An 18,793-nucleotide genomic window follows, 5' to 3' on the forward strand; every position below is an offset into this window, starting at 1 on the left:
ATGGATGCGGCGAGAGGCCTAACGGGCCATGGACGGCCCGTGTAGGCCGACCCCAAAATGGCGCTGGTGTGAGCGAAACGTAGCGTAGCGGAGTAACAGCCGCAGGCTGGCCCGAAGGGCGAGCAACGCGAGTCACCCGGAGCGCAGCGGAGGGCCGGATGTCCGGGGCAAGCGTTTTTGGTTAATTTTCTGGCGACTGCAAAAAGTGACTCGCCCGGGTGGGCGAAACAAAAACCTTCAAAGCGCTCGATAACCAGCCCTGGCACCAATACCAGCAATCGCCCTCCCCCCCGCCAACCTCTTAAGCCCCCTCTAAGCCAAGTCCCGTATACCGGCAGGATTCCACCAAGAGTCCCTGCCGTGCGCCCCTCTTCACCCCCTGCCTCCCCCAGAGCCGCAAAGCTGGAGCGGGCCTTGCTGCTCGGCTGCCTGGCCGCCTACCTGCTCGCCGGTCTGTTCGGCCGTGGTCTGTGGAAGGCCGACGAGCCCTATTCCTTCGGCATGGTGTGGAATTTCCTCACCACCCCGGACTGGCTGATTCCCCGGGTCGGGACGGCGCCCTTCATGGAAAAGCCGCCGCTGATGTACTGGACCGGCGCCCTGGCCGCGCGACTGTCCGCGCCCTGGCTGAGCGTCCCCGACGGCGCGCGGCTGGCGGTGCTGGGCTGGATGCTGGTGACCCTGGCCGCGCTCGCCTGGCTGACCCAGCGGCTGCTGCCCGGTCGCCGGCGCGAGGCCGTGCTCGCCCTGCTGGGCATGCTCGGGGTGGTGCAGCACAGTCATCTGCTGATCGCCGACGTGCCCCAGCTGGCCGGCGCCATCCTGGGCCTCGCCGGTCTTGCCGCCCAGCTGCACGATAATCGCCACCCCTGGCGCCAGGGCCTGCTGTTCGGCAGCGGCCTGGGCATCGCCTTCATGAGCAAGGGCCTGCTGGTGCCCGGGGTGCTGGGCCTCACCGGACTGCTCTGCGCGCTCTGCTGGCCGCGGCGGCTGGTCGAGCCGGAAGGACGTCACTGGCTGCTCGCCGCCAGCCTGGCCGCCCTGCCCTGGTTGCTGCTCTGGCCGGCGCTGCTCTGGCACCGGGCGCCGGGGCTGTTCCATACCTGGCTGTGGACCAGCAATATCGGCCGCTTCTTCGGCCTGGAGGCGCGCAACAGCGATACCGATGGTCTGGCTTCCAGCCTGGAGGATCTGCTGGCGCTGTCCTTCCCCACCGGGCTGATCCTGCTTGGCGCCACGCTCTGGCAGCTGTATCGCCGTGGCGGCAGCCCGCTGAAGCGCCTGGGTCGGCATCCGGGACTGGCCACGGTGGTGCTCTATGCGATCATCTGCCTGGCGGTGCTGCTCAAGTCGGCGGTGTTTCGCAGCCTCTATCTGCTGCCGCTGTTTCCGGCCCTGGCGCTGCTGGCGGCAAGGTTGCAGCCACCAGCGGCCATCGCTCGCCTCGGCCGGGATGCCAGCCTGGCATTCTGGACGCCGCTCATCGTCCTGCTGGCCCTGGGCGGTATCGGTCTGGCCCTGGGCTGGGCCCTGCCCTGGCCGCAGCTGATCCGCGAGCACTTGCCGATCACGGAACGCCTGGCGCCGAATCCCCTGGCCTGGGCGGTCGCGCTGCTGGCCCTGGTCGGCTGGGGCGTCACCCTGGCGCTGCGTGCACAGCTGGCAGCCGCCAGCGCCTGGTTCGTCGGCCTGACGGTCAGCTGGACCCTGGCCAACAGCCTCTGGCTACCCTGGGTCGACCTGGGCAACAGCTATGCGCGGCCCTTCACCGCATTGCAGCGGGTGCTCCCCGCCACGGATTGCGTGGCCAGCTACGGCCTGGGCGAGTCGGAGCGCTCCATGCTGCACGTCTACAGCGGCTATCCCCCACAGGCGCTGACCGGTCTGCACCAGGTGCCCTGCCGGGTACTGGTGGTGCAGGACGAGTGGCACGAAGCCGTGACGATCCCGCCGGGCTGGCAGCTGCTCTGGCAGGGCGCCCGCCCCGGCAATCTCAAGGAGCGCTTCCGCGCCTTCACGGTATTGCCGAGGGTGCCCTGAGGCGTTGGGCTGCGCTGCGCTCAGCGCCAACCTACAAGAATCCAATCCCAACGTACCGTACTCAAAGGCCGCCGCCATCACCCCAGGCCGCGAGCAGATCCTGGGATTCCATCACCAGCCCCAGGTGCAGGGAGACCATGCTCAGCGCTGCCCGCTCCAGGCCTTCATCGGTTCCCCGCACCAGATCGCGCAGGACGATGACCCGGTAGGTGCGGTTGCTGGCATCGAAGGCGGTGTTGAGCACGCAGCAGTCGGTGAAGCCGCCATCCAGCACCACGGTGGTGATGCGCTGGTTGCGCAGCAGGAAGTCCAAATCGGTGGGATAGAAGGCCGACAGCCGCCGCTTGTTTTCCACCCGCAGATCCTCGGGCAGGACCTCGGTGAGCAACTCGGTCCAGGGCGAGCCTTCCAGGGCATGGGCGTCGGCATTGGGAATCGGCCCGACGTGCAGCGGAAAGGTCCTTCGCCAGGCCGCAGGAATACCGCCCAGGTCGTCGGTGCCATTGGCGCGCAGCACCGATTTCACATGGACGATGCGCACGCCCAGGGCGCGGGCCTGGCGGTGGAAGGCGTCCACCGGCGCCACCAGGTCGCGGGGGCGGGGCGCCGGGCAGGGGCACTCCGGCGAGGCATCCAGATGGCCGCGGTGCAGGTCGATGGACAGCACCGCCGTGGTGCTCGGGTCCAGGTAATCGGCGAAGTCCGCTCGCGCCAGCAGGCGGGGTTCCTCATAGACGAAAGCACGCAGGTTCATCGACGCTCCTCGCGAACATAGGCTTCGCCCAGGGCGCCAGGCTGGCTCAGGCGGTCACGCCCGGCCAGGGCGACCCAGATCATCACGCCCAGGGTGACGGCATAGGGCGCCATCAGGATGAGGTATTGCGACAGCCGCACCCCGGCGGCGGCCAGTTGCGGAATCAGCGCCTCGATGCAGCCGAACAGCAGCGCCCCGGCCAGGGCGCGCCAGGGCGACCAGCGGGCGAAGATCACCAGGGCCACGGCGATCCAGCCACGACCGCCGGTCATCTCGGCGATCCACAGCTTGGTGCTGAGCACGGCGATGTAGCCCCCGGCCAGACCCACCAGCGCCGCGCCGGCGAGGATCGCCAGCAACCGGTAGCCGGCCACCGAGAGTCCTGCCGCATCGGCCGCCTGGGGATTCTCGCCCACCGCCCGCAGGCGCAGGCCGGGGGTGGTGCGTTCAAGCCAGGCGATCACCGCGAAGAAGATCAGCGGGGTCAGATAGACCAGCAGGTTCTGCTGGAACAGCCGTCCCACCAGCGGCAGGTCCGACAGCGGCCAGAGCGCCAGCGCCGGCAGCCCGGACACCGGCTGGTTGGTCCAGCCCCAGAGGGTGCCGAGCAGGCCGGTGAGGCCCTGGCAGAAGAACACCAGGGTCAGGCCGGCAATCACCTGGTTGATGCGCAGCCAGATCACCATGACGGCGAACAGCAGCGACACCAGCGCCGCCGCGCCCATGGCCGCCAGCAGTGCCAGGCCGGCATTGCCCAAGGCCAGTTGCGCACCGATGCCGAACAGCGCGCCCACCAGCATCAGGCCCTCGGCATGCAGGGCCAGCACCCCGGAGCGCTCGGTGAGGATCAGCCCCAGCGCCGCCAGGGCGTAGGGTATGGCGAAGTCGGGGACGTTACCCAGCCAGCTGGCGAGCAGGTTCAAGCGGCACCTCCCTGGCTGCGTCTGAGCCGATGGCGGATGAAGAAATCCGAGGACGCCACGCAGATGACGATCAGCGCCTGGATCAGCTGCACCATGGCGAAGGGGATCTGGTAGAACACCTGCAGATTGCGCCCGGCGACGAACAGGGTCGCCACCAGGAAGGCCACCACGGCGGCGGCCAGGGGGTTGTTGCGCGCCAGGAAGGCGATGAGGATCCCGGAGAAGCCGTAGCCCTGGTAGAAAGACTGGGTCAGCCGCCCTTCCTGCCCGGCCGCCACCACGAAACCGGCCAGCCCGGCCAGGGCGCCGGAAGCCAGCACCGTGGCGAGGATGGTGGCGCGCACCGGCACGCCGACGGCGCCGGCCACCCGCGGATTGGCGTCGACGAATCTCAGGTAGAGCCCGGCGCGACTCAGGGCGACGAACCACCAGGCCAGCACCGCCACCAGCAGCGCCAGGGGTACCGCCAGACTCAGCCCGGGCAACAACTCCGGCAGCCGCTCGAAGGGGCGGAACAGCGGCGAATAGGGAAAGGCGTCGCGCGGGTCCTTCCAGGGGCCGAACACCAGGTGCAGCAGGAAGTTGGCGGCGATGTAGTTGAGCATCAGCGAGGCGATGATCTCGTTCACCCCCAGGCGCAGCTTGAGCAGCAAGGGGGCCAGCGCCCAGAGCAGGCCGCCGAGCAATGCCGCCACCAGCATCAGCGGCAGGCGCAGGGCTTCCGGGCCGATCTCGAACAGCGACACCGCCGTGGCGCCGAGGGCCCCCCAGATCATCTGGCCTTCCAGCCCCAGATTCCAGAAGCGCGCGCGAAAGGCCAGGCAGCCGGCCAGGCCCACCAGGATCACCGGCGCGGCCTGGAACAGGGTGGCCTGCAGACTCTGGGCATCGAACAGAGTGGCGATCACGAATTCGTTGAGCAACTCGCCGGCCGGCACCCCGGCCAGCACCAGGATGGCAGCGGACAGGCCCAGGCCCAGCAGCAACGCCAGGCCGAGGATCAGCGCCTGCCAGGGCCAGGCCAGCTGCTGGCGGATCTCCAGGGTGTAGCGGCGGCTGAACAGCGGTTGCCGTGGCCGCGGGCTAGCGACCTCGGCCAGGGGAGCACTCAGGGGTTCAAGCATGATTCACCATGGCATGGCCGATCGCCTGGCGATCGGCGGGTCGCTGGAATTCGGCGACGAGGCGTCCGGCGCTCATCACCCCGATGCGGTCGGCGAGGGCCAGTACCTCGTCCAGGTCTTCGCTGATCAGCAACACCGCGGCGCCAGCCTCACGGGCGGCCAGCAGCCGTGCCTGCACCTCGGCGCCGGCGCGCACGTCGAGGCCACGACTGGGGCTGTGGGCCAATACCAGGCGTGGCTCGCGGCCGAATTCCCGGGCGATCACCAGCTTCTGGGCGTTGCCGCCGGAGAGCAGCGCCGCCTTCTGCCGCACCGAGCGCACGCCCTGGACATCGAATTGCGCCACCGCCGCCTGGGTCGCCGCTTCCTGGGCGCGGCGATCCAGGCGGGCGAAACCACCGAAGCGACCGCTGTGCACCGCGCCGATGGCGAAGTTGTCGGCCACCGACAGGCCTCCGGCCAGGGCGCTGCCATAGCGGTCAGCGGGAATGGCGGCGATGCGCAGGTCGCGGCGGCGGGCGCTGGCGGCCGCGGCCAGATCGCCGAAGCCCTCCAGCCGCACCTCGCCGTCGTAGGGCTGCGGCAGGCCCATCAGCACATCGGCCAGTTCGCCCTGGCCGTTGCCGCCGACCCCGGCGATGCCATAGATCTCGCCAGCGCGCAGCTCCAGGTCGATACCGTCCAGTGCGCGCCGCCCGCCGCGTTCCGCGGTGCGCAGGCCACGCACCCTGAGCAGCGGTGCCCCAGCGGCAGCTCGCGGAGTGTCGGCGAGCGGCTGGGCATCACCCACGGTGAGGCGTACCAGTTCGTCCACCGCCACCTCGGCGGGGTCCAGGCTGCGCAGGGTGCGGCCGCCGCGCATCACCGTGAGGCGGTCGGCGTAGGTCAGGGCGTCCTGCATGCGATGGGTCACCAGCACCACCGCCGCGCCCTCCGCCGCCAGGGCGCGCAGGGTCTGCAGCAGCCGCTCGCCTTCGCCATCGGTAAGCACCGCGGTGGGTTCGTCGAGGATGAGGATGCGCGCCCCGGCCAGCAGCACCTTGAGGATTTCCACCCGCTGCTGTTCGGCGATGGACAGCTCCGCCACCCGCTGCTCCGGGCAGATGGCGAAGCCCAGGGCGGCCGCTTGCTGGCGGATGCGCTCGCTGATCTCGGCCAGGCGCCGGCGATGACTGCCCTCCCCCGCCGGCAGGCCGAGCAGGACGTTCTCCGCCACGCTGAAGGGTCGCACCAGCTTGAAGTGCTGGTGGACCATGCCGATGCGCAAGCGGGCGGCGTCCGCCGGACCGCGCAGCCGCACCGGGTTGTCGTCCACCAGGAGCTCGCCGGTCTCCGGCGCATAGAGGCCGGCGGCGATGTTCATCAGCGTCGACTTGCCCGCGCCGTTCTCGCCGAGCAGCGCATGCACCTCGCCCCAGCGCACCAGGAAATCCGCCTGCTGCAGCGCCTGGAAGCCATCGAAGGTCTTGCCGACGCCACGCAGTTGCAGGGCGTTGTGTCTTTTCATGCTGGTCGGCCTTTGTCCAAGGATCGCCTCCGTGGAAAACGCTGCGCGGTTTTCCACCCTACCCAGGGGTGAACCGCTACTTCTGCGTCGTCACGCCCTGGACGAACCAGTCCATCTGCCACAGCGCCGGGTCGGACAGCACCTGGCCGGCGGCGACCCGCTCCTTGCCGTCGCGATCGCTCAGGGGACCGGCATAGATCTGCTTGCCCTTGAGCAGCGCCTCGCGCTCGGCGAGGATCTTCTCCTGGGCCGCCTTGGGCACGGCGTCGCCGAAGCCGGCGATGTCGGTGCCGCCGTCGGCCATGGACACCAGGGCACCGTTGGGCGCGGGTTTCCAGTGGCCGGCGATGACGCGCTTGAGCTCCGGCACCAGGAAGCGATCCCAGACCCACACCGAGGAGCAGAGGGTGGCCTTGGGGGCGAACTGGCGCATGTCGCGGTGGTTGCCGGTGCCGTAGACGCCACGCTCCTGGGCGACGATCTGCGGCGTGGGGGTGTCCACGTGCTGGCCGATGACGTCGGCGCCCTGGTCGATCAGCGCCGCGGCGGCGGCGCGTTCCTTGACCGGATCGTTCCAGCTGCCGGTGTAGATCACCGTGAGGGTAGCGTTGGGATTCATCTGCCGGGCGCCCAGCTCGTAGGCGTTGATGGTCCAGTTCACCACGCCGAAGGGATTGGCGGCGACGAAGCCCAGCTTGCCGGTCTTGGACGCCGCGCCCGCGGCCATGCCGCAGAGGTACTGGCTTTCGTAGGTACGGCCGTAGAAGGATTCCAGGTTGCGCCCATTGGTGGTGCCCGAGGCGTTGAGGAAGGCCACCTCGGGATATTGCTCGGCCAGTTGCTTGAAGGTGTCGGAGTAGCCGAAGGCGGTACCGATGACGATGTTGGCGCCGCGCTTGATGAAGCGCTCGGCAGCCGGGCGGATGGCCGAGGCGGTCTCCGGCACGTTCTCCACGAACTGGATCTTCAGGCCCAGTTCCTTCTCGATCTTCACCCGCGCCTCGTCCATGGCCTGGGTCCAGCCGCCATCGTTCTTGGCGGTGAAATACAGCATGGCGATCTTCGGCTCGCCCTTGAGGGTGAAGCCCTCGTCGTCCGCCTGCGCCCAGGTACCCAGCCCCATCAGCGCCAGCACGCACGCCACTCTTCCCAGCCATCTGCTCAGCATCGTCTCGTCCTTAGCCTTGTCTACAACATGTGGTTGATACGGAACACGTTGCCTTCCGGGTCCAGCAGCACCGCCTGGTACCAGTGGTAGTAGGTTTCGTAGGGCGCCTTCAGCAGGCGGGCACCGGCGGCCTCGGCCACCGGCACCAGCCGGTCCACCTCGGCGCGGCTGTCCACCTCCAGGTTGAGCAGGAAGCGGCAGCCCTCACTGCCGGCGAATTCGCCCAGCCCCAAGAGCTCATAGGCCTCCGGCGCGTTGAAGCCGATGGCGGTGTTGCCGGTGTCCAGGCCGCGAAAGATCGGCGAGCGGATCGCCTCGATCTCGGGAAAATCGAACACCCGCTGGTAGAAGCCGCTCAGGGCCACCACGTCCTGGGCGAAGACGTTGACGTAGGAAAGACTCGGCATCAGGCCACCCGCACGCCGGACTGGGTCCCGCCGAAGGTGGTCTGCTTGACGAACTTGGATCTCAGGTGATCGCCCGAGGTGATGGGCGCATGGCGCGGCGGCGTGCCGGGCGTAGCGCAACCGGGCAGGCATTGGATGAGGGTGTCGTAGTTGGGCTGGTGAAAGAACACCAGGGACTGGCGGCGGGTATCGCAACCGGCTTCCGCCGGTGGATTCACCACCCGGTGCAGGGTCGAGACCCAGCGATCGTTGGTCCACTGCATCATCAGGTCGCCGATGTTGACCACGAAGCCACCCGGCACCTTGGGCACGTCCACCCACTCGCCGTCGGCATTGCGCACCTGCAGGCCACCGGGCGCGTCGTCGGGGCGGACGATGGTCAGGCTGCCGTAGTCGGTATGGGCCCCCGCGCGCAACTGACCGGGCAGCGCCGCCTCCTGCTGGTGGGGATAGCAGAGGGTGCGGAACATGCTGATGTGGCGATCGATGCGGCTGTCGAAATAGGTTTCCGGCAACGCCAGCCCCAGGGCGAAGAGACGCATCAGGGTGCGCGCCAGGTCGCTCATGGCGGCGAAATACTCGGCATAGGCCTCGCGGAAACCGGGGATGGCTGTCGGCCAGACGTTGGGCGCGAAGTGCGGCCCGGCTTCCGGACCGCGGTAGTAGGCCGTCTCCGGGACGTCCAGCGGACCTATGGAAAAGGACTCCTTGAGATCCCCCGGCGCCGCCTCTTCCAGGCTGTAGGACAGACTCTCCTCGGCCACCGCGCTGTAGCCGCGCACCTGATCCGGGCGCGGCCGATCGGCCTTGCGCTTCTCCGCCAGCGGCAGCTCGAAGAAGGCCCGCGAGAGACGCGAGACCCGCTCGACCAGTTCCTCGGGCACCTGATGATGGGTGATGACGAGAAAGCCGATATCGCGGCAGGCCTGGTCGACGGCCTTGGCCACTGCCTGCTTGCCGGCGGCCGAGCCGGCGAAATAGGGGGCCAGATCGATGATGGAAACACTGGACAGCGGCATGACGGACCTCACGGGTTGGACGAAAGGAGACAGCGCGACGCACGTTCACCGGGCAAGACGGCAGCAGGGAAATTGCAACCGTTGTGCCATCTTTGGACCATTTGGTAAAAACTTGAAAAGCCAATGAAAACAGTAAGTTGAGGGAGATACCCAGGATCTACTGACGGCGCGCTGCACCTTGCGCGATCAGCGTGCACCGGGGTGGCGCCCAGGGTGGGTCGGCGCCGAGCGGGAAGGCGTTGGCGAGCGGGATCGGCTTGGCGGCGCTGGGCTTCGGCACTGGAGCCGCCTCGACTCAACCCGCGGCTAGCCTCCGCGTAGATTGGGTTGAGCGCGGCGAGGCCCAACGAATCCGGATCATCACGACGGATACTGCAGCTTCCCGCTGTTGGGCTGCGGCGATGGAGCCGCCTCAGTCAACCTACGGCGCCCCCACACCACCCAACCAACCCCCTCTCCGCGCGGGAGAGGGTTGGGGTGAAGGCCACCTTGCACGGAGGCCACAAACGACAACGCCCGTGCCGGCATTGCCGGACACGGGCGTTGTGGGAACCTGTTGCCAGGCTTAGTGCTGGTGACCGCCTTCGCCGTGGATGTGGCCGTGGGCGATTTCTTCGTCGCTGGCCGCACGCACGTTGACCACCTTGACGTCGAAATTCAGACGCTGGCCGGCCAGGGGATGGTTGCCGTCGACGGTGACCTGGTCGCCGTCGATGTCACGCACGGTGACGATCTGCATGGCGCCGTCCGGGCCGGAGGCGTGGAACTGCATGCCCACTTCCAGCTCGTCCACGCCTTCGAACATTTCCTTGCCCAGGATGGCAACCAGTTCGGGGGTGTATTCGCCGTAGGCGTCTTCCGGCTCGATGGCCACCTTCAGCTCGTCACCAGCCTGCTTGCCGGACAGGGCGCGCTCGAGGCCGGGAATGATGTTGCCCGCGCCTTGCAGATATACCAGCGGAGCACCACCAGCGGAGCTGTCGATGACTTCGCCGGCGTCGTTGGTCAGGGTGTAGTCGATGGATACTGCCGTGTTCGCCGCGATCTGCATGGCCAGAACCTTCATGCTGGGAAAAAAATAGGATGACGCATCAGTCTACGCGTCCAACCTAGCAATTGCGAATGCGTTCGGTCAGTCCCCTGGCGCCCGGAGGCATCTGGAGGGCGCCCCTGCAACGGTGCCCGACCGCTCGTCACGCAATCGCCATGGCCGCTTCACGGCGCTGTCATCCCGGCTACCTAGGGTTTGCTGCATACCCACTGCCGGAGCCCTGCCATGCCGATTCCAGTGTCCGCACCGCCCGCGCTGCGCGCCGAACGCCTGTCGACCGCCGCGGATATCCGCGCTGCCCAGCGCCTGCGAGCTGCGGTCTTCGGCAGCACCTACGGCGTGCATTTCGCCGACAACCTCGACCAGGACGCCTACGACGCCCACTGCCTGCACCTGGGGGTGCGCGACCTGCGCAGCGGCGAGCTGATCGCCACCACGCGGCTGCTCGACGGACGCCGCCGCGAGCGCCTGGGCAGTCTCTACAGCGAAAGCGAATTCCAGCTGGAAGGCCTGGATGGCCTGCAGGGTCCGCTGCTGGAGATCGGCCGCACCTGCGTGGCGCCCGGGCATCGCACCGGTGCCGCCATCGCCCTGCTGTGGGCGGAACTGGCCGAGATCATGGCCTGCGGCGACTATCGCTACCTCATGGGCTGCGCCAGCGTGCCCATGGCCGACGGCGGTCTGCAGGCCGCCGCCCTGCTGCGCCAGGCCGCGCGGGGCGAGCGTATCCCGGCGATCCGCGCCACGCCGCGGCGCCCGCTGCCCTTCGTCGCCGTGCCCGACAACCTGGTGGTGCAGCTGCCGCCCCTGCTCAAGGCCTATCTGCGCCTGGGCGCCCAGGTCTGCGGCGCGCCCTGCTGGGATCCGGAATTCGGCGTGGCCGACGTCTTCATCCTGCTCAAGCGCGAAGACCTCTGCCCGCGCTATGCCCGCCACTTCAAGGCCGCGGTATGAGGCGACTGCGCCTCGCCATGCGGCTGCTGCCGGTCCTGGCCGCGCTGCTGCTCGGGGCGCTGTTCGCCCTGACGGTGGCGCTGGCGGTAGCCCTCAGTCGCCGGCCCTGCCTGGGGCTGCGGCAACGGCTGACGCGACGTTTCTTCCAGCTGCTGGCGCGGACCCTGCGCCTGCGCCTGGAGGTCCGCGGCGAGGTACCGCGCGGCACCCACCTCTGGCTGGCCAATCACGTGTCCTGGCTGGATATCGTCGCCCTCGGCAGCTTGCGGCCGCTGGGCTTCCTGTCCAAGGCGGAGGTGGCGGAGTGGCCCTTCGCCGGCTGGCTGACGCGCCAGGCCGGCACCCTGTTCATCCGCCGTGGCGCCGAACGCGGTGACGCCCTGGGCGAGGCGCTGACCACGCGCCTGACCCAGGGCCTGTCACTGGCGCTCTTTCCCGAGGGCACCACCACAGACGGCAGCGTGCTGCGCACCTTTCATGGCCGGCTGCTGAGTCCGGCCATCGCCACCGGCACCCCGCTGCAACCCGTGGCGCTCAGCTACTGGCGCCATGGCGAGCCAGACCGGACCGCGGCCTTCATCGGCGACGACGACCTGGTGAGCCACCTGCTGCGCCTGCTGGACAACGGCGGCACCACCCTGAGGATCGAGTTGCTGCCAGCCATCCTGCCCCACGGTCGGCCGCGCCAGGTGCTGGCAGGTGAATGCCAGGCGGCCATCGCCGCCCGCCTCGGGATTCAGCGGGAAACGCGCGCCGCGCGCTCGGCAGCGGCAAAGGCCTGCAGCTGCGGATAGAAGTCGCGAAAGTCTGCCAGCAGGCCGCCGTAGGCGGCCTCCAGCCCGGCGAAGGCGCCGGCCAGCAGTTCCGGACGCGACAGCCGCCGCGCCATGCCCTCCACCACCCGCTCCAGCACGGCGAAGTCCCGGTAGCTGCCCAGCCAGTCCTGATGCGCCATCAGGGGTGCGATGCGGGCCAGCCGTGGCGGCAGTTCCGGCTCCTCCAGCAGGGTCTGGTAGCAGTCCGCGACGAAACCCGGCAGCGGCTGCTCGGCATAGTCCTGCCAGAGGCGCGCCAGGCAGTGATCGAAGAAGACATCCACCAGCAGTCCGGACACCCGCCGCCGCGCTGCGGGCAACCGGGTCTTGGCCCGGATCACCAGGGGGTGGTCGTCGGTATAGACGTCGATGCGCCGGTGCAGCCGGATACCGGCAGCAATTCCGGCAGGCCAGACGTCCGCCGAGCCCTTGACGAAATCACCATAGAGGCTGCCGAGGCGGTCTTCGCGGCTGGGGCCGCCCAGGTGCAGGTGCGCGAGATAATTCATCCCTTCAGCATACTCCAGCCGCGAGCGGGCGGTTTTCCTGGACGACCCGCGGCTGCTAGGCTCGGACCTCCCTTCCCTTTCCGCTGGAGTCGTCATGCCCGTTCGCGCCGTGTTCCTCGACTATGCCTCTCTCGACCTCGGCGATCTGGACCCGGCGCCCTTGCGCGCGGTGCTCGACGAGTTGGAACTCCATCCGGCGAGCGCCCCGGACGAGGTCGCGGCGCGCCTGGCCGGCGCCCAGGTCGCCATCGTCAACAAGGTGGTGCTGGACGCCGCCAGCCTGGCCGTCTGCCCGGACTTGAAGCTGGTACTGGTCAGCGCCACCGGCACCAACAACATCGACCTGGCAGCCGCGCGCGCCCAGGGCGTGCGCGTCTGCAACTGCCAGGGCTATGGCACCGCCTCGGTCGCCCAGCACACCCTGGCGCTGCTGCTGGCCCTGGCGACCCGCTTGCCGGACTACCAGACCGACGTCCGTGCCGGTCGCTGGCAGACCGCCAGTCAGTTCTGCCTGCTCGACCACCCCATCGTCGAGCTGGAAGGCAAGACCCTCGGCCTGCTCGGCCTCGGCGAGCTGGGCAGCGCGGTCAAGCGGCTGGCCGAAGCCTTCGGCATGCAGACCCTGGTGGGCCAGTTGCCCGGTCGCCCGGCGCGTCCCGGCAGCCTGCCGCTGGCCGAGCTGCTGCCCCAGGTGGATGCCCTGACGATGCACTGCCCGCTGACCGAACAGACCCGCGGCCTGATCGGTGCGGCGGAACTGGCGGCGATGAAATCCACGGCCTTTCTGGTCAACACCGCCCGCGGCGGCATCGTCGACGAACAGGCCCTGGCCGATTGCCTGAGACGCGGCCACCTGGCCGGCGCCGCCACCGACGTGCTCAGCGTGGAGCCCCCGCGTGACGGCAATCCGCTGCTGGCCGGCGACATTCCGCGACTGATCGTCACTCCGCACAACGCCTGGGGTAGTCGCGAGGCGCGTCAACGGATCATCGGCCAGCTCGCCGCCAATGCCGAGGGCCATTTCGCCGGCACGCCGCAGCGGGTGGTCTGCTAAAGTTCGCGCTTTTTTCGCCAGGTAGCCCCATGGATCCGCGCAGCGAAGTCCTCCTCCGTCACCCCGAGCGCCTTGGCGGCGCCTTGCTGCTCGCCGGCTTGCCGGCCGATGACCTGCTCGGCGCCCTGCCCGCGGCCAGCGGCTGGAGCTGGCATGCGGGCGAGGCCGAACAACTGACGCGGCGCTATCCGGGTCGCGTCAGCCTGGGGATCGAACCGCCGGCGGGCGACTTCGCCAGTGCCGTGCTGTTTCTGCCCAAGTCCCGCGAGGCCACCGACTTCCTGCTCACCGCCCTGACGCGCTGCCTGCCGGCCGCGGGCAGTCTCTTTCTGGTCGGCGAAAAGAAGGCCGGTATCGAACGCGCCGCGCGCCAGCTGGGTGCCTTCGGCAAGGCCAGCAAGCTCGACAGTGCCCGCCATTGCCAGCTGTGGGTGGTGCACGGCCCTCGCACCTCGGCCAATCCGCAGCCGGACGCCTGGCTGCAACGCCAGCCACTGGACCGGGCTGGGGTGAACCTGGAAATTCTCAGCCTGCCAGGCGTGTTCAGCCATGGCCGGCTGGACGTGGGCACGGCGCTGCTGCTGGACCAGCTCGACGGTCTGCCCGAGGGCGCGGTACTGGACTTCGGTTGCGGCGCGGGCGTGGTCGGCGCCGCCCTGGCGCGCCGCTATCCCGCCAGCACCCTGCACCTGCTGGACGTGGACGCCTTCGCCGTGGCCAGCAGCCGCCGGACCCTGGCGGCCAACGGTCTGAGCGGAACGGTGATCAGTGGTGATGGCATCGCCGCGGCGCCCACGGGACTGGCCGCCATCGTCAGCAATCCGCCCTTCCACAGCGGCGTGAAGACCGACTACCGCACCACCGAGACACTGCTGGCCGAGGCGGTGCGTCATTTGCGTCCCGGCGGCGAATTGCGCCTGGTGGCCAACAGCTTCCTGCGCTATCCGCCCCTGATCGAGGCGGCCTTCGGCAATTGCCGTATCCTGGCGGAACGCGACGGCTTCAAGGTCTATAGCGCCCGGCGACGGTAATGCTGTTGGGCTTCGCTGCGCTCAGCCCAACCTACGGCTATACCTCGGCGCCAGAGCCGCCCCCTCTCCCCCTGGGAGAGGGTTGGGGTGAGGGAAACGCCAATCCCCAACCCAACCCTCAACCCTTCTTTGCTGCCTCATACAGCGGCATCACCTTGGGAATCGCCGCCTGCAGGGCCTTGGTGCGGTTGGCGTCGGACGGGTGGGTACTGAGGAATTCCGCCGGCTGCTTGCCCTGGCTGGCCTGGGCCATCTTCTGCCAGAGGGTGATGGCGGCATTGGGGTTGTAGCCGGCGCGCGCCGAGAGCTCCAGGCCGATCAGGTCGGCCTCGTTCTCGTTGCCGCGGCTAAACGGCAGGGTCAGGGCCACCTGGGACACCTGGTCGGCCAGCTGCATGCCGCCCTGGCCAACGCCCAGCAGGGCGCCACCGAGGTTCTCGCCCATCTGGATGGCATAGGCCCGCGACATCTGTTCGCGGCTGTGCTCGCGCAGGGCGTGGGCGATCTCGTGGCCCATCACCGCCGCCAGTTCGTCATCGGTCAGCTTGAGCTGATCGATCAGCCCGCTGTAGACGAAGATCTTGCCGCCCGGGCCGCAGTTGGCGTTGAGTTCGTCGCTCTGCACCAGGTTGACCTGCCAGTCCCAGTTCACCGCATCCGGGCGGAAGGCCGCGGTCTGCGGGATCAGACGCTTGGCGATGGCGGCGACGCGCTTGCCGTCGGCGCTGTCGTTGGCCAGCTTGCCGGCGGACTTGGCCTCGCTGACCGTCTTGGCATAGGACTGGGCGTACATCTGGTTGACCTGCTGCTCGGACAGCATGCTGAACATGTACTGCTTGCGCTGCACCCCGACCGCACCACCCGAGGTGGTATTGACGCTCTGGCAGGCGACCAGCAGCAGGCTCAGGGACAGGCCCGCGAGGGGAAGGATACGGCGCATGGGAATCTCCAGGTATCGAGGCGGATACATGGTAGGTGCAGCTCGGCGAGGCGGCAACGAGGAAAGCGGCGGTCCTCGCTACAGCGGCGTCAGACACTCCGGCCCGTCCACCTCGGGTCGGTTGACGATGTCGGCCAGCACCCGCTCGCGCAGCGGCATGCCGCCCGCGGCCAGCAGCGCCTGCAGGGCTTCGGGCGGGCTGTCCGGATCCTGCCAGAGGGCACGCCCCTCTTCGTCGAGCAGGATGGGCCGCCGCAGCGGGCCCGCGGCCTGGGTGACCATGGCCACCGACAGCCAGAGTTGATCCCCGGCCGGATAGGCTTCCCAGAGCGCGGCAAACCAGGCCAGGGGTTCGCCATTGAGCATCCAGTAGGGGCGCTTGCGGTGGTTGCCGCGCCACTCATAGAAGCCGTTGGCCGGCAGCAGGCAACGCCGCAGGCGAAAGGGCTCGCGAAACATCGGCTGGGTGGCCAGGCTTTCGGCGCGGGCATGGGTGGGGGTGCGGGAAAGATCAGTGAGCCAGGGCGGCGTCAGCCCCCAGCGACCGCTGTCGACCCGCTCGCCCTCGGCGGTCCGCCGCTGCAGCAGCACCTGCTGATGGGGCGAGATGTTCCAGCGCGGCGGATGCTTTTCGGGGAATCCCGGCAGGGTGGCGAATTCGGCGGGCCAGCGGAACAGGGCGTAGCGTCCGGACATGAAAACCTTTTAGGTTCTTTACGAAAAGTCGCCGAGCGAAGGTCAGGCGAGGCGAAAAAGCTAAGGAAGCGGATCGGGCTCGCGAACGAGTTTACAAGTGGTAAATGAGTATTACGACCGGGCTGGCGTGCCAGGCGTTTTTCAACGAAGCATCACCGATGCGCAGGCACTTTTCGTATAGAACTTAGCAGACGAGGATGCCCTGCTCGGGGGAGGGATCCTCTCCCGGCAGGGGCGTGGCGGCATTGTACGCGGCGATCAGCGCCTGCGCGCGCTGGGCCTCCTCGTCGTCGACCAGCAGGCCGAGCAATCCTGCCGCTGGCAGGTCACCGATGCCCCCGAGCAGATGGCGCCCGGCGAGGAAGCCACTGATGCCCTCGCTGGCGAGCACCGCGAGGAGCAGTTCGCCCTCGTGCAGCGACCCCGGCTCATAGATGCGGCGCATCAGTCATCCTCCCGCCGAACCTCGAGATTCCAGTCCTCGCCATCGGTGTGCAGGCCGAAGCGGATCGGTCGGCAGCAGACTTCGCAGTCTTCGTAGTAGTCCTGATCACCGCCGCTGAGGTCGAGCACCACCTCGCCCGGTTCGCCGCAATAAGGGCAATCGTATTCCTGGCTTTCCAGCATCTGCCTGCACTCCTTGACCGCCAACCTGCCGCCCATCCGGCCCCTGGCGCTTGCATCTGGCGCCACGCCCACTACTATGGCCGCCGGAATTTCTACAAGAGAACACCATGGGCGAGTTCGAAGCCATTCGACCCTATAACGACGCGGAAGTCCCCGGGGTTCTGGCCCGCCTGATCGACGACGACCACTTCATCGGCATCCTCGCCGGCTACCGGTTCCCGCGCCTGTCCAAGGGACTCGGCTGGGTAGTGCGCCCCCTGCTGCGCACCCGCCTGCGCCAGGAACTGAGTGGTATCCAGAGCGTCGCGGCGCTGCAGGACAAGCTCGAACCCTATGTGGATCGCGCCATCGAGAAGGCCTCGGACGGCGTTACCTATTCCGGCATCGACCAGCTGCGCAGCGGCCGCGCCTATCTGTTCCTGGCCAACCACCGCGACATCGTGATGGACCCGGCCTTCGTCAACTATGCCGTCTACCACGCCGGTCTGCCAACGCCACGCATCGCCATCGGCGACAACCTGCTGCAGAAGCCCTTCGTCAGCGACCTGATGCGGCTGAACAAGAGCTTCATCGTGCACCGCTCCATCAGCGGACGACGCGAAAAGCTGGCGGCGTACCAGAATCTGTCCGCCTACATCAATCACTCGATCCGCCAGGACGGCCAGTCCATCTGGATCGCCCAGGCCGAGGGCCGGGCCAAGGACGGCGACGATCGCACCGATTCGGCCATCCTCAAGATGTTCCACATGAGCTGCAAGGACGAGCCCTTCGCCGAGCTGGTCAAGGCGCTGAACATCGTACCGGTGTCCATCAGCTACGAATTCGACCCCTGCGACCAGGCCAAGGCCCGCGAACTGCACACCCGCGCCACCACCGGCAGCTATGCCAAGGCGCCGGGCGAGGACGACGTCAGCATCGCCCGGGGCATCACCGGCTACAAGGGCCGGGTGCACGTGGCCTTTGGCGAGCCGGTCACGGGCGAGTTCGAGGATGCCAAGGCGCTGGCCCAGGAAATGGACCGGCAGATTCTCGGCAACTACCGGCTGTTCCCGGCCAGCTACCTGGCCTATGCCGCCTGGGAGGGCCGCGATCCGGAGCTGGCCGTGCCCGCGGTGGAGACCCTGTTTCCCGCCGAGGAAATCGCGGTCGCCCGCAGCGAGTGGGAAAGGCGTCTGACCGAGTGCCCGGCGCAGTACCGGGCGCAACTGGTGCGCCAGTACGCCCAGCCGGTGCTGAACAAGTATCGCGTCCTGGCCGGTCTGGAATAGCCCAGGCGCGCTCATGAAAAAGCCCGGCACGAGCCGGGCTTTTTTGTGGACGGTCGCGGCTCAGCGACCGCTGAGCACCTGGACAACCGTCGGATCCTTGAACACCCGGGTCAGGGCATCGCTCAGCACATCACTGACCAGCTTGGTGTTGGCCTCGGCGTTGGGCGCCATGCCGAAGCGCTGGTTGAGGCTGGCGCCATAGCGACCCTTGTAGCCGCGCTGGCTGTTGCGCACCTCGACCTGGAAGGCCGCGGCGACGTCGGACGCGGTGACGTACAGCTCCTTGGGCGACTGGTAGTTCAGTTCGGCCAGGGTCAGGGTCAGCTGGGGCGCACCGGGACCGGCGTTGGGCGACGGGGTGAAGCCCATCTGGCGTACGGCCTTCTCGGCTTCGGCCTGCAGCTTGGGAATCACGTCCTGGGTCTGCACCACCACCACGCTGGTGTCGGGATAGAGACCGCCACGGGTGCCGAGGGTGAAGGAGGAACGGCCGTCGACCACCCGGACCGAGACCGGCTGGCCCTGGCCGACCGGCGCGATGGGCGCGGTGATCTGGGGTTGCGGACTCAATTGCTGGGGGCTGCTGGCACAACCGACCAGGGTCAGACCGGTGGCGGCGAGCAGGCCGAGCAACAGGCGATAGCGCATGCAGAGACTCCGGAAGAAAGGGACAGGGGGCAGTATACCCAGCCCCCCGGCGGCGTCGATAGACCGGCCTTCCGGACAAGGAAACGCCGGCACGGGGCCGGCGTCGTTCAGACCAGGCGTTACGGCTTGGCCGCCAGCGGCGGCCGGGTCTGGCTGCGTTCCAGCCAGCCGCCACCGAGCGCCTTGTACAGGGTGACCTCGCTGTTGAGCTGGTTGAGCCGGTCGGTGATCAGCTGCTGCTGGGCGCTGTACAGCGAG

The 18,793-nt window shown here is 68.5% G+C and carries 21 protein-coding genes; 6 read left to right on the forward strand and 15 right to left on the reverse strand.

Translation table 11 applies throughout. From position 1 onward, the window contains the following. Positions 1-414 precede the first annotated feature (414 nt). Positions 415-2,040 carry a glycosyltransferase family 39 protein gene (locus GSQ95_RS08255; RefSeq protein WP_158893990.1) on the forward strand — a complete coding sequence of 542 codons (1,626 nt, stop codon included), beginning with the start codon at positions 415-417 and terminating at the stop codon, positions 2,038-2,040. A gap of 61 nt (positions 2,041-2,101) precedes the next feature. Here the strand turns inward: GSQ95_RS08255 and GSQ95_RS08260 are convergent, their stop codons facing one another. The 8 genes from GSQ95_RS08260 to GSQ95_RS08295 all read right to left on the reverse strand — a co-directional run bounded on the left by GSQ95_RS08260 (position 2,102) and on the right by GSQ95_RS08295 (position 9,993). Then, positions 2,102-2,794, reverse strand: coding sequence for a cysteine hydrolase family protein (locus GSQ95_RS08260; RefSeq protein WP_218580198.1), 693 nt, complete (start codon positions 2,792-2,794; stop codon positions 2,102-2,104). Continuing rightward, entirely contained in the window at positions 2,791-3,717 is a 927-nt protein-coding gene (locus GSQ95_RS08265; RefSeq protein WP_158893992.1) for an ABC transporter permease, read from the reverse strand. Before GSQ95_RS08265 ends, GSQ95_RS08260 begins: the two co-directional genes overlap by 4 nt. After that, a complete protein-coding gene (locus GSQ95_RS08270) occupies positions 3,714-4,841 on the reverse strand; it encodes an ABC transporter permease (protein WP_158893994.1) in 1,128 nt (375 codons plus the stop codon). The genes GSQ95_RS08265 and GSQ95_RS08270 overlap by 4 nt, the downstream gene beginning before the upstream one ends. Beyond that, entirely contained in the window at positions 4,834-6,348 is a 1,515-nt protein-coding gene (locus tag GSQ95_RS08275) for an ABC transporter ATP-binding protein (RefSeq protein WP_158893996.1), read from the reverse strand. The genes GSQ95_RS08270 and GSQ95_RS08275 overlap by 8 nt, the downstream gene beginning before the upstream one ends. Before the next feature lie 76 nt (positions 6,349-6,424). Next, positions 6,425-7,516, reverse strand: coding sequence for a BMP family ABC transporter substrate-binding protein (locus GSQ95_RS08280; protein WP_218580199.1), 1,092 nt, complete (start codon positions 7,514-7,516; stop codon positions 6,425-6,427). Between the two features lie 20 nt (positions 7,517-7,536). After that, a complete protein-coding gene (locus GSQ95_RS08285; RefSeq protein ID WP_158893998.1) occupies positions 7,537-7,923 on the reverse strand; it encodes a VOC family protein in 387 nt (128 codons plus the stop codon). Further along, the gene (locus GSQ95_RS08290; protein WP_158894000.1) at positions 7,923-8,942 is read right to left on the reverse strand and encodes an isopenicillin N synthase family oxygenase; all 1,020 of its coding nucleotides are present in this window, start codon (positions 8,940-8,942) and stop codon (positions 7,923-7,925) included. The genes GSQ95_RS08285 and GSQ95_RS08290 overlap by 1 nt, the downstream gene beginning before the upstream one ends. Positions 8,943-9,507: 565 nt before the next feature. Then, positions 9,508-9,993: a peptidylprolyl isomerase gene (locus GSQ95_RS08295; protein WP_158894002.1), complete on the reverse strand. Its 486-nt coding sequence runs from the start codon at positions 9,991-9,993 to the stop codon at positions 9,508-9,510. Between the two features lie 225 nt (positions 9,994-10,218). Between GSQ95_RS08295 and GSQ95_RS08300 the strand changes: the two genes are divergently transcribed. Beyond that, entirely contained in the window at positions 10,219-10,947 is a 729-nt protein-coding gene (locus GSQ95_RS08300; protein ID WP_158894004.1) for a GNAT family N-acetyltransferase, read from the forward strand. Next, on the forward strand, positions 10,944-11,741 hold the full coding sequence (locus GSQ95_RS08305) for a 1-acyl-sn-glycerol-3-phosphate acyltransferase (protein ID WP_158894006.1): 798 nt from the start codon (positions 10,944-10,946) through the stop codon (positions 11,739-11,741). Before GSQ95_RS08300 ends, GSQ95_RS08305 begins: the two co-directional genes overlap by 4 nt. Here the strand turns inward: GSQ95_RS08305 and GSQ95_RS08310 are convergent. Next, positions 11,684-12,271, reverse strand: a complete 588-nt coding sequence (locus GSQ95_RS08310; protein ID WP_158894008.1) for an ACP phosphodiesterase — start codon at positions 12,269-12,271, stop codon at positions 11,684-11,686. The genes GSQ95_RS08305 and GSQ95_RS08310 overlap by 58 nt on opposite strands. A 94-nt stretch (positions 12,272-12,365) precedes the next feature. On the opposite strand from GSQ95_RS08310, the gene GSQ95_RS08315 reads away from it, so the two are divergent. After that, positions 12,366-13,325 (forward strand): 2-hydroxyacid dehydrogenase, encoded by a 960-nt coding sequence (locus GSQ95_RS08315; protein WP_158894010.1) that lies wholly within the window; start codon positions 12,366-12,368, stop codon positions 13,323-13,325. A 29-nt stretch (positions 13,326-13,354) separates the two neighbouring features. Then, positions 13,355-14,356 (forward strand): class I SAM-dependent methyltransferase, encoded by a 1,002-nt coding sequence (locus tag GSQ95_RS08320; RefSeq protein WP_158894012.1) that lies wholly within the window; start codon positions 13,355-13,357, stop codon positions 14,354-14,356. Between the two features lie 118 nt (positions 14,357-14,474). Here the strand turns inward: GSQ95_RS08320 and GSQ95_RS08325 are convergent, their stop codons facing one another. From GSQ95_RS08325 to GSQ95_RS08340, 4 genes are all read right to left on the reverse strand, one after another. Then, positions 14,475-15,296 carry a M48 family metallopeptidase gene (locus GSQ95_RS08325; protein ID WP_158894014.1) on the reverse strand — a complete coding sequence of 274 codons (822 nt, stop codon included), beginning with the start codon at positions 15,294-15,296 and terminating at the stop codon, positions 14,475-14,477. Positions 15,297-15,374: 78 nt separating this feature from the next. Further along, positions 15,375-15,992: an SOS response-associated peptidase gene (locus GSQ95_RS08330; RefSeq protein ID WP_158894016.1), complete on the reverse strand. Its 618-nt coding sequence runs from the start codon at positions 15,990-15,992 to the stop codon at positions 15,375-15,377. Positions 15,993-16,176: 184 nt separating this feature from the next. Then, positions 16,177-16,437 (reverse strand): putative signal transducing protein, encoded by a 261-nt coding sequence (locus GSQ95_RS08335; RefSeq protein WP_133861431.1) that lies wholly within the window; start codon positions 16,435-16,437, stop codon positions 16,177-16,179. Further along, on the reverse strand, positions 16,437-16,619 hold the full coding sequence (locus tag GSQ95_RS08340; RefSeq protein ID WP_017639858.1) for a CPXCG motif-containing cysteine-rich protein: 183 nt from the start codon (positions 16,617-16,619) through the stop codon (positions 16,437-16,439). Before GSQ95_RS08340 ends, GSQ95_RS08335 begins: the two co-directional genes overlap by 1 nt. Positions 16,620-16,726: 107 nt before the next feature. On the opposite strand from GSQ95_RS08340, the gene GSQ95_RS08345 reads away from it, so the two are divergent. Then, on the forward strand, positions 16,727-17,887 hold the full coding sequence (locus GSQ95_RS08345) for a 1-acyl-sn-glycerol-3-phosphate acyltransferase (protein ID WP_158894018.1): 1,161 nt from the start codon (positions 16,727-16,729) through the stop codon (positions 17,885-17,887). Positions 17,888-17,947: 60 nt separating this feature from the next. On the opposite strand, the gene GSQ95_RS08350 is transcribed toward GSQ95_RS08345, so the two are convergent. Beyond that, positions 17,948-18,535 carry a YajG family lipoprotein gene (locus GSQ95_RS08350; RefSeq protein WP_158894020.1) on the reverse strand — a complete coding sequence of 196 codons (588 nt, stop codon included), beginning with the start codon at positions 18,533-18,535 and terminating at the stop codon, positions 17,948-17,950. A gap of 119 nt (positions 18,536-18,654) precedes the next feature. Further along, on the reverse strand, positions 18,655-18,793 hold a 139-nt coding region (locus GSQ95_RS26440), incomplete at its 5' end, for a hypothetical protein (protein ID WP_178123834.1).

It is taken from the genome of Pseudomonas sp. BAV 4579, from assembly GCF_009765395.1.
Classification (GTDB): domain Bacteria; phylum Pseudomonadota; class Gammaproteobacteria; order Pseudomonadales; family Pseudomonadaceae; genus Chryseomonas; species Chryseomonas aestiva.

What these genes read in the sequence shown, in the direction of transcription:
- GSQ95_RS08260 (WP_218580198.1), bottom strand. Translation starts at nt 2,794, where the DNA reads ATGAACCTGCGTGCTTTCGTCTATGAGGAACCCCGCCTGCTGGCGCGA.
- GSQ95_RS08270 (WP_158893994.1), bottom strand. Translation starts at nt 4,841, where the DNA reads ATGCTTGAACCCCTGAGTGCTCCCCTGGCCGAGGTCGCTAGCCCGCGG.
- GSQ95_RS08275 (WP_158893996.1), bottom strand. Translation starts at nt 6,348, where the DNA reads ATGAAAAGACACAACGCCCTGCAACTGCGTGGCGTCGGCAAGACCTTC.
- GSQ95_RS08280 (WP_218580199.1), bottom strand. Translation starts at nt 7,516, where the DNA reads ATGCTGAGCAGATGGCTGGGAAGAGTGGCGTGCGTGCTGGCGCTGATG.
- GSQ95_RS08285 (WP_158893998.1), bottom strand. Translation starts at nt 7,923, where the DNA reads ATGCCGAGTCTTTCCTACGTCAACGTCTTCGCCCAGGACGTGGTGGCC.
- GSQ95_RS08290 (WP_158894000.1), bottom strand. Translation starts at nt 8,942, where the DNA reads ATGCCGCTGTCCAGTGTTTCCATCATCGATCTGGCCCCCTATTTCGCC.
- GSQ95_RS08295 (WP_158894002.1), bottom strand. Translation starts at nt 9,993, where the DNA reads ATGCAGATCGCGGCGAACACGGCAGTATCCATCGACTACACCCTGACC.
- GSQ95_RS08300 (WP_158894004.1), top strand. Translation starts at nt 10,219, where the DNA reads ATGCCGATTCCAGTGTCCGCACCGCCCGCGCTGCGCGCCGAACGCCTG.
- GSQ95_RS08305 (WP_158894006.1), top strand. Translation starts at nt 10,944, where the DNA reads ATGAGGCGACTGCGCCTCGCCATGCGGCTGCTGCCGGTCCTGGCCGCG.
- GSQ95_RS08310 (WP_158894008.1), bottom strand. Translation starts at nt 12,271, where the DNA reads ATGAATTATCTCGCGCACCTGCACCTGGGCGGCCCCAGCCGCGAAGAC.
- GSQ95_RS08315 (WP_158894010.1), top strand. Translation starts at nt 12,366, where the DNA reads ATGCCCGTTCGCGCCGTGTTCCTCGACTATGCCTCTCTCGACCTCGGC.
- GSQ95_RS08320 (WP_158894012.1), top strand. Translation starts at nt 13,355, where the DNA reads ATGGATCCGCGCAGCGAAGTCCTCCTCCGTCACCCCGAGCGCCTTGGC.
- GSQ95_RS08325 (WP_158894014.1), bottom strand. Translation starts at nt 15,296, where the DNA reads ATGCGCCGTATCCTTCCCCTCGCGGGCCTGTCCCTGAGCCTGCTGCTG.
- GSQ95_RS08330 (WP_158894016.1), bottom strand. Translation starts at nt 15,992, where the DNA reads ATGTCCGGACGCTACGCCCTGTTCCGCTGGCCCGCCGAATTCGCCACC.
- GSQ95_RS08335 (WP_133861431.1), bottom strand. Translation starts at nt 16,437, where the DNA reads ATGCGCCGCATCTATGAGCCGGGGTCGCTGCACGAGGGCGAACTGCTC.
- GSQ95_RS08340 (WP_017639858.1), bottom strand. Translation starts at nt 16,619, where the DNA reads ATGCTGGAAAGCCAGGAATACGATTGCCCTTATTGCGGCGAACCGGGC.
- GSQ95_RS08345 (WP_158894018.1), top strand. Translation starts at nt 16,727, where the DNA reads ATGGGCGAGTTCGAAGCCATTCGACCCTATAACGACGCGGAAGTCCCC.
- GSQ95_RS08350 (WP_158894020.1), bottom strand. Translation starts at nt 18,535, where the DNA reads ATGCGCTATCGCCTGTTGCTCGGCCTGCTCGCCGCCACCGGTCTGACC.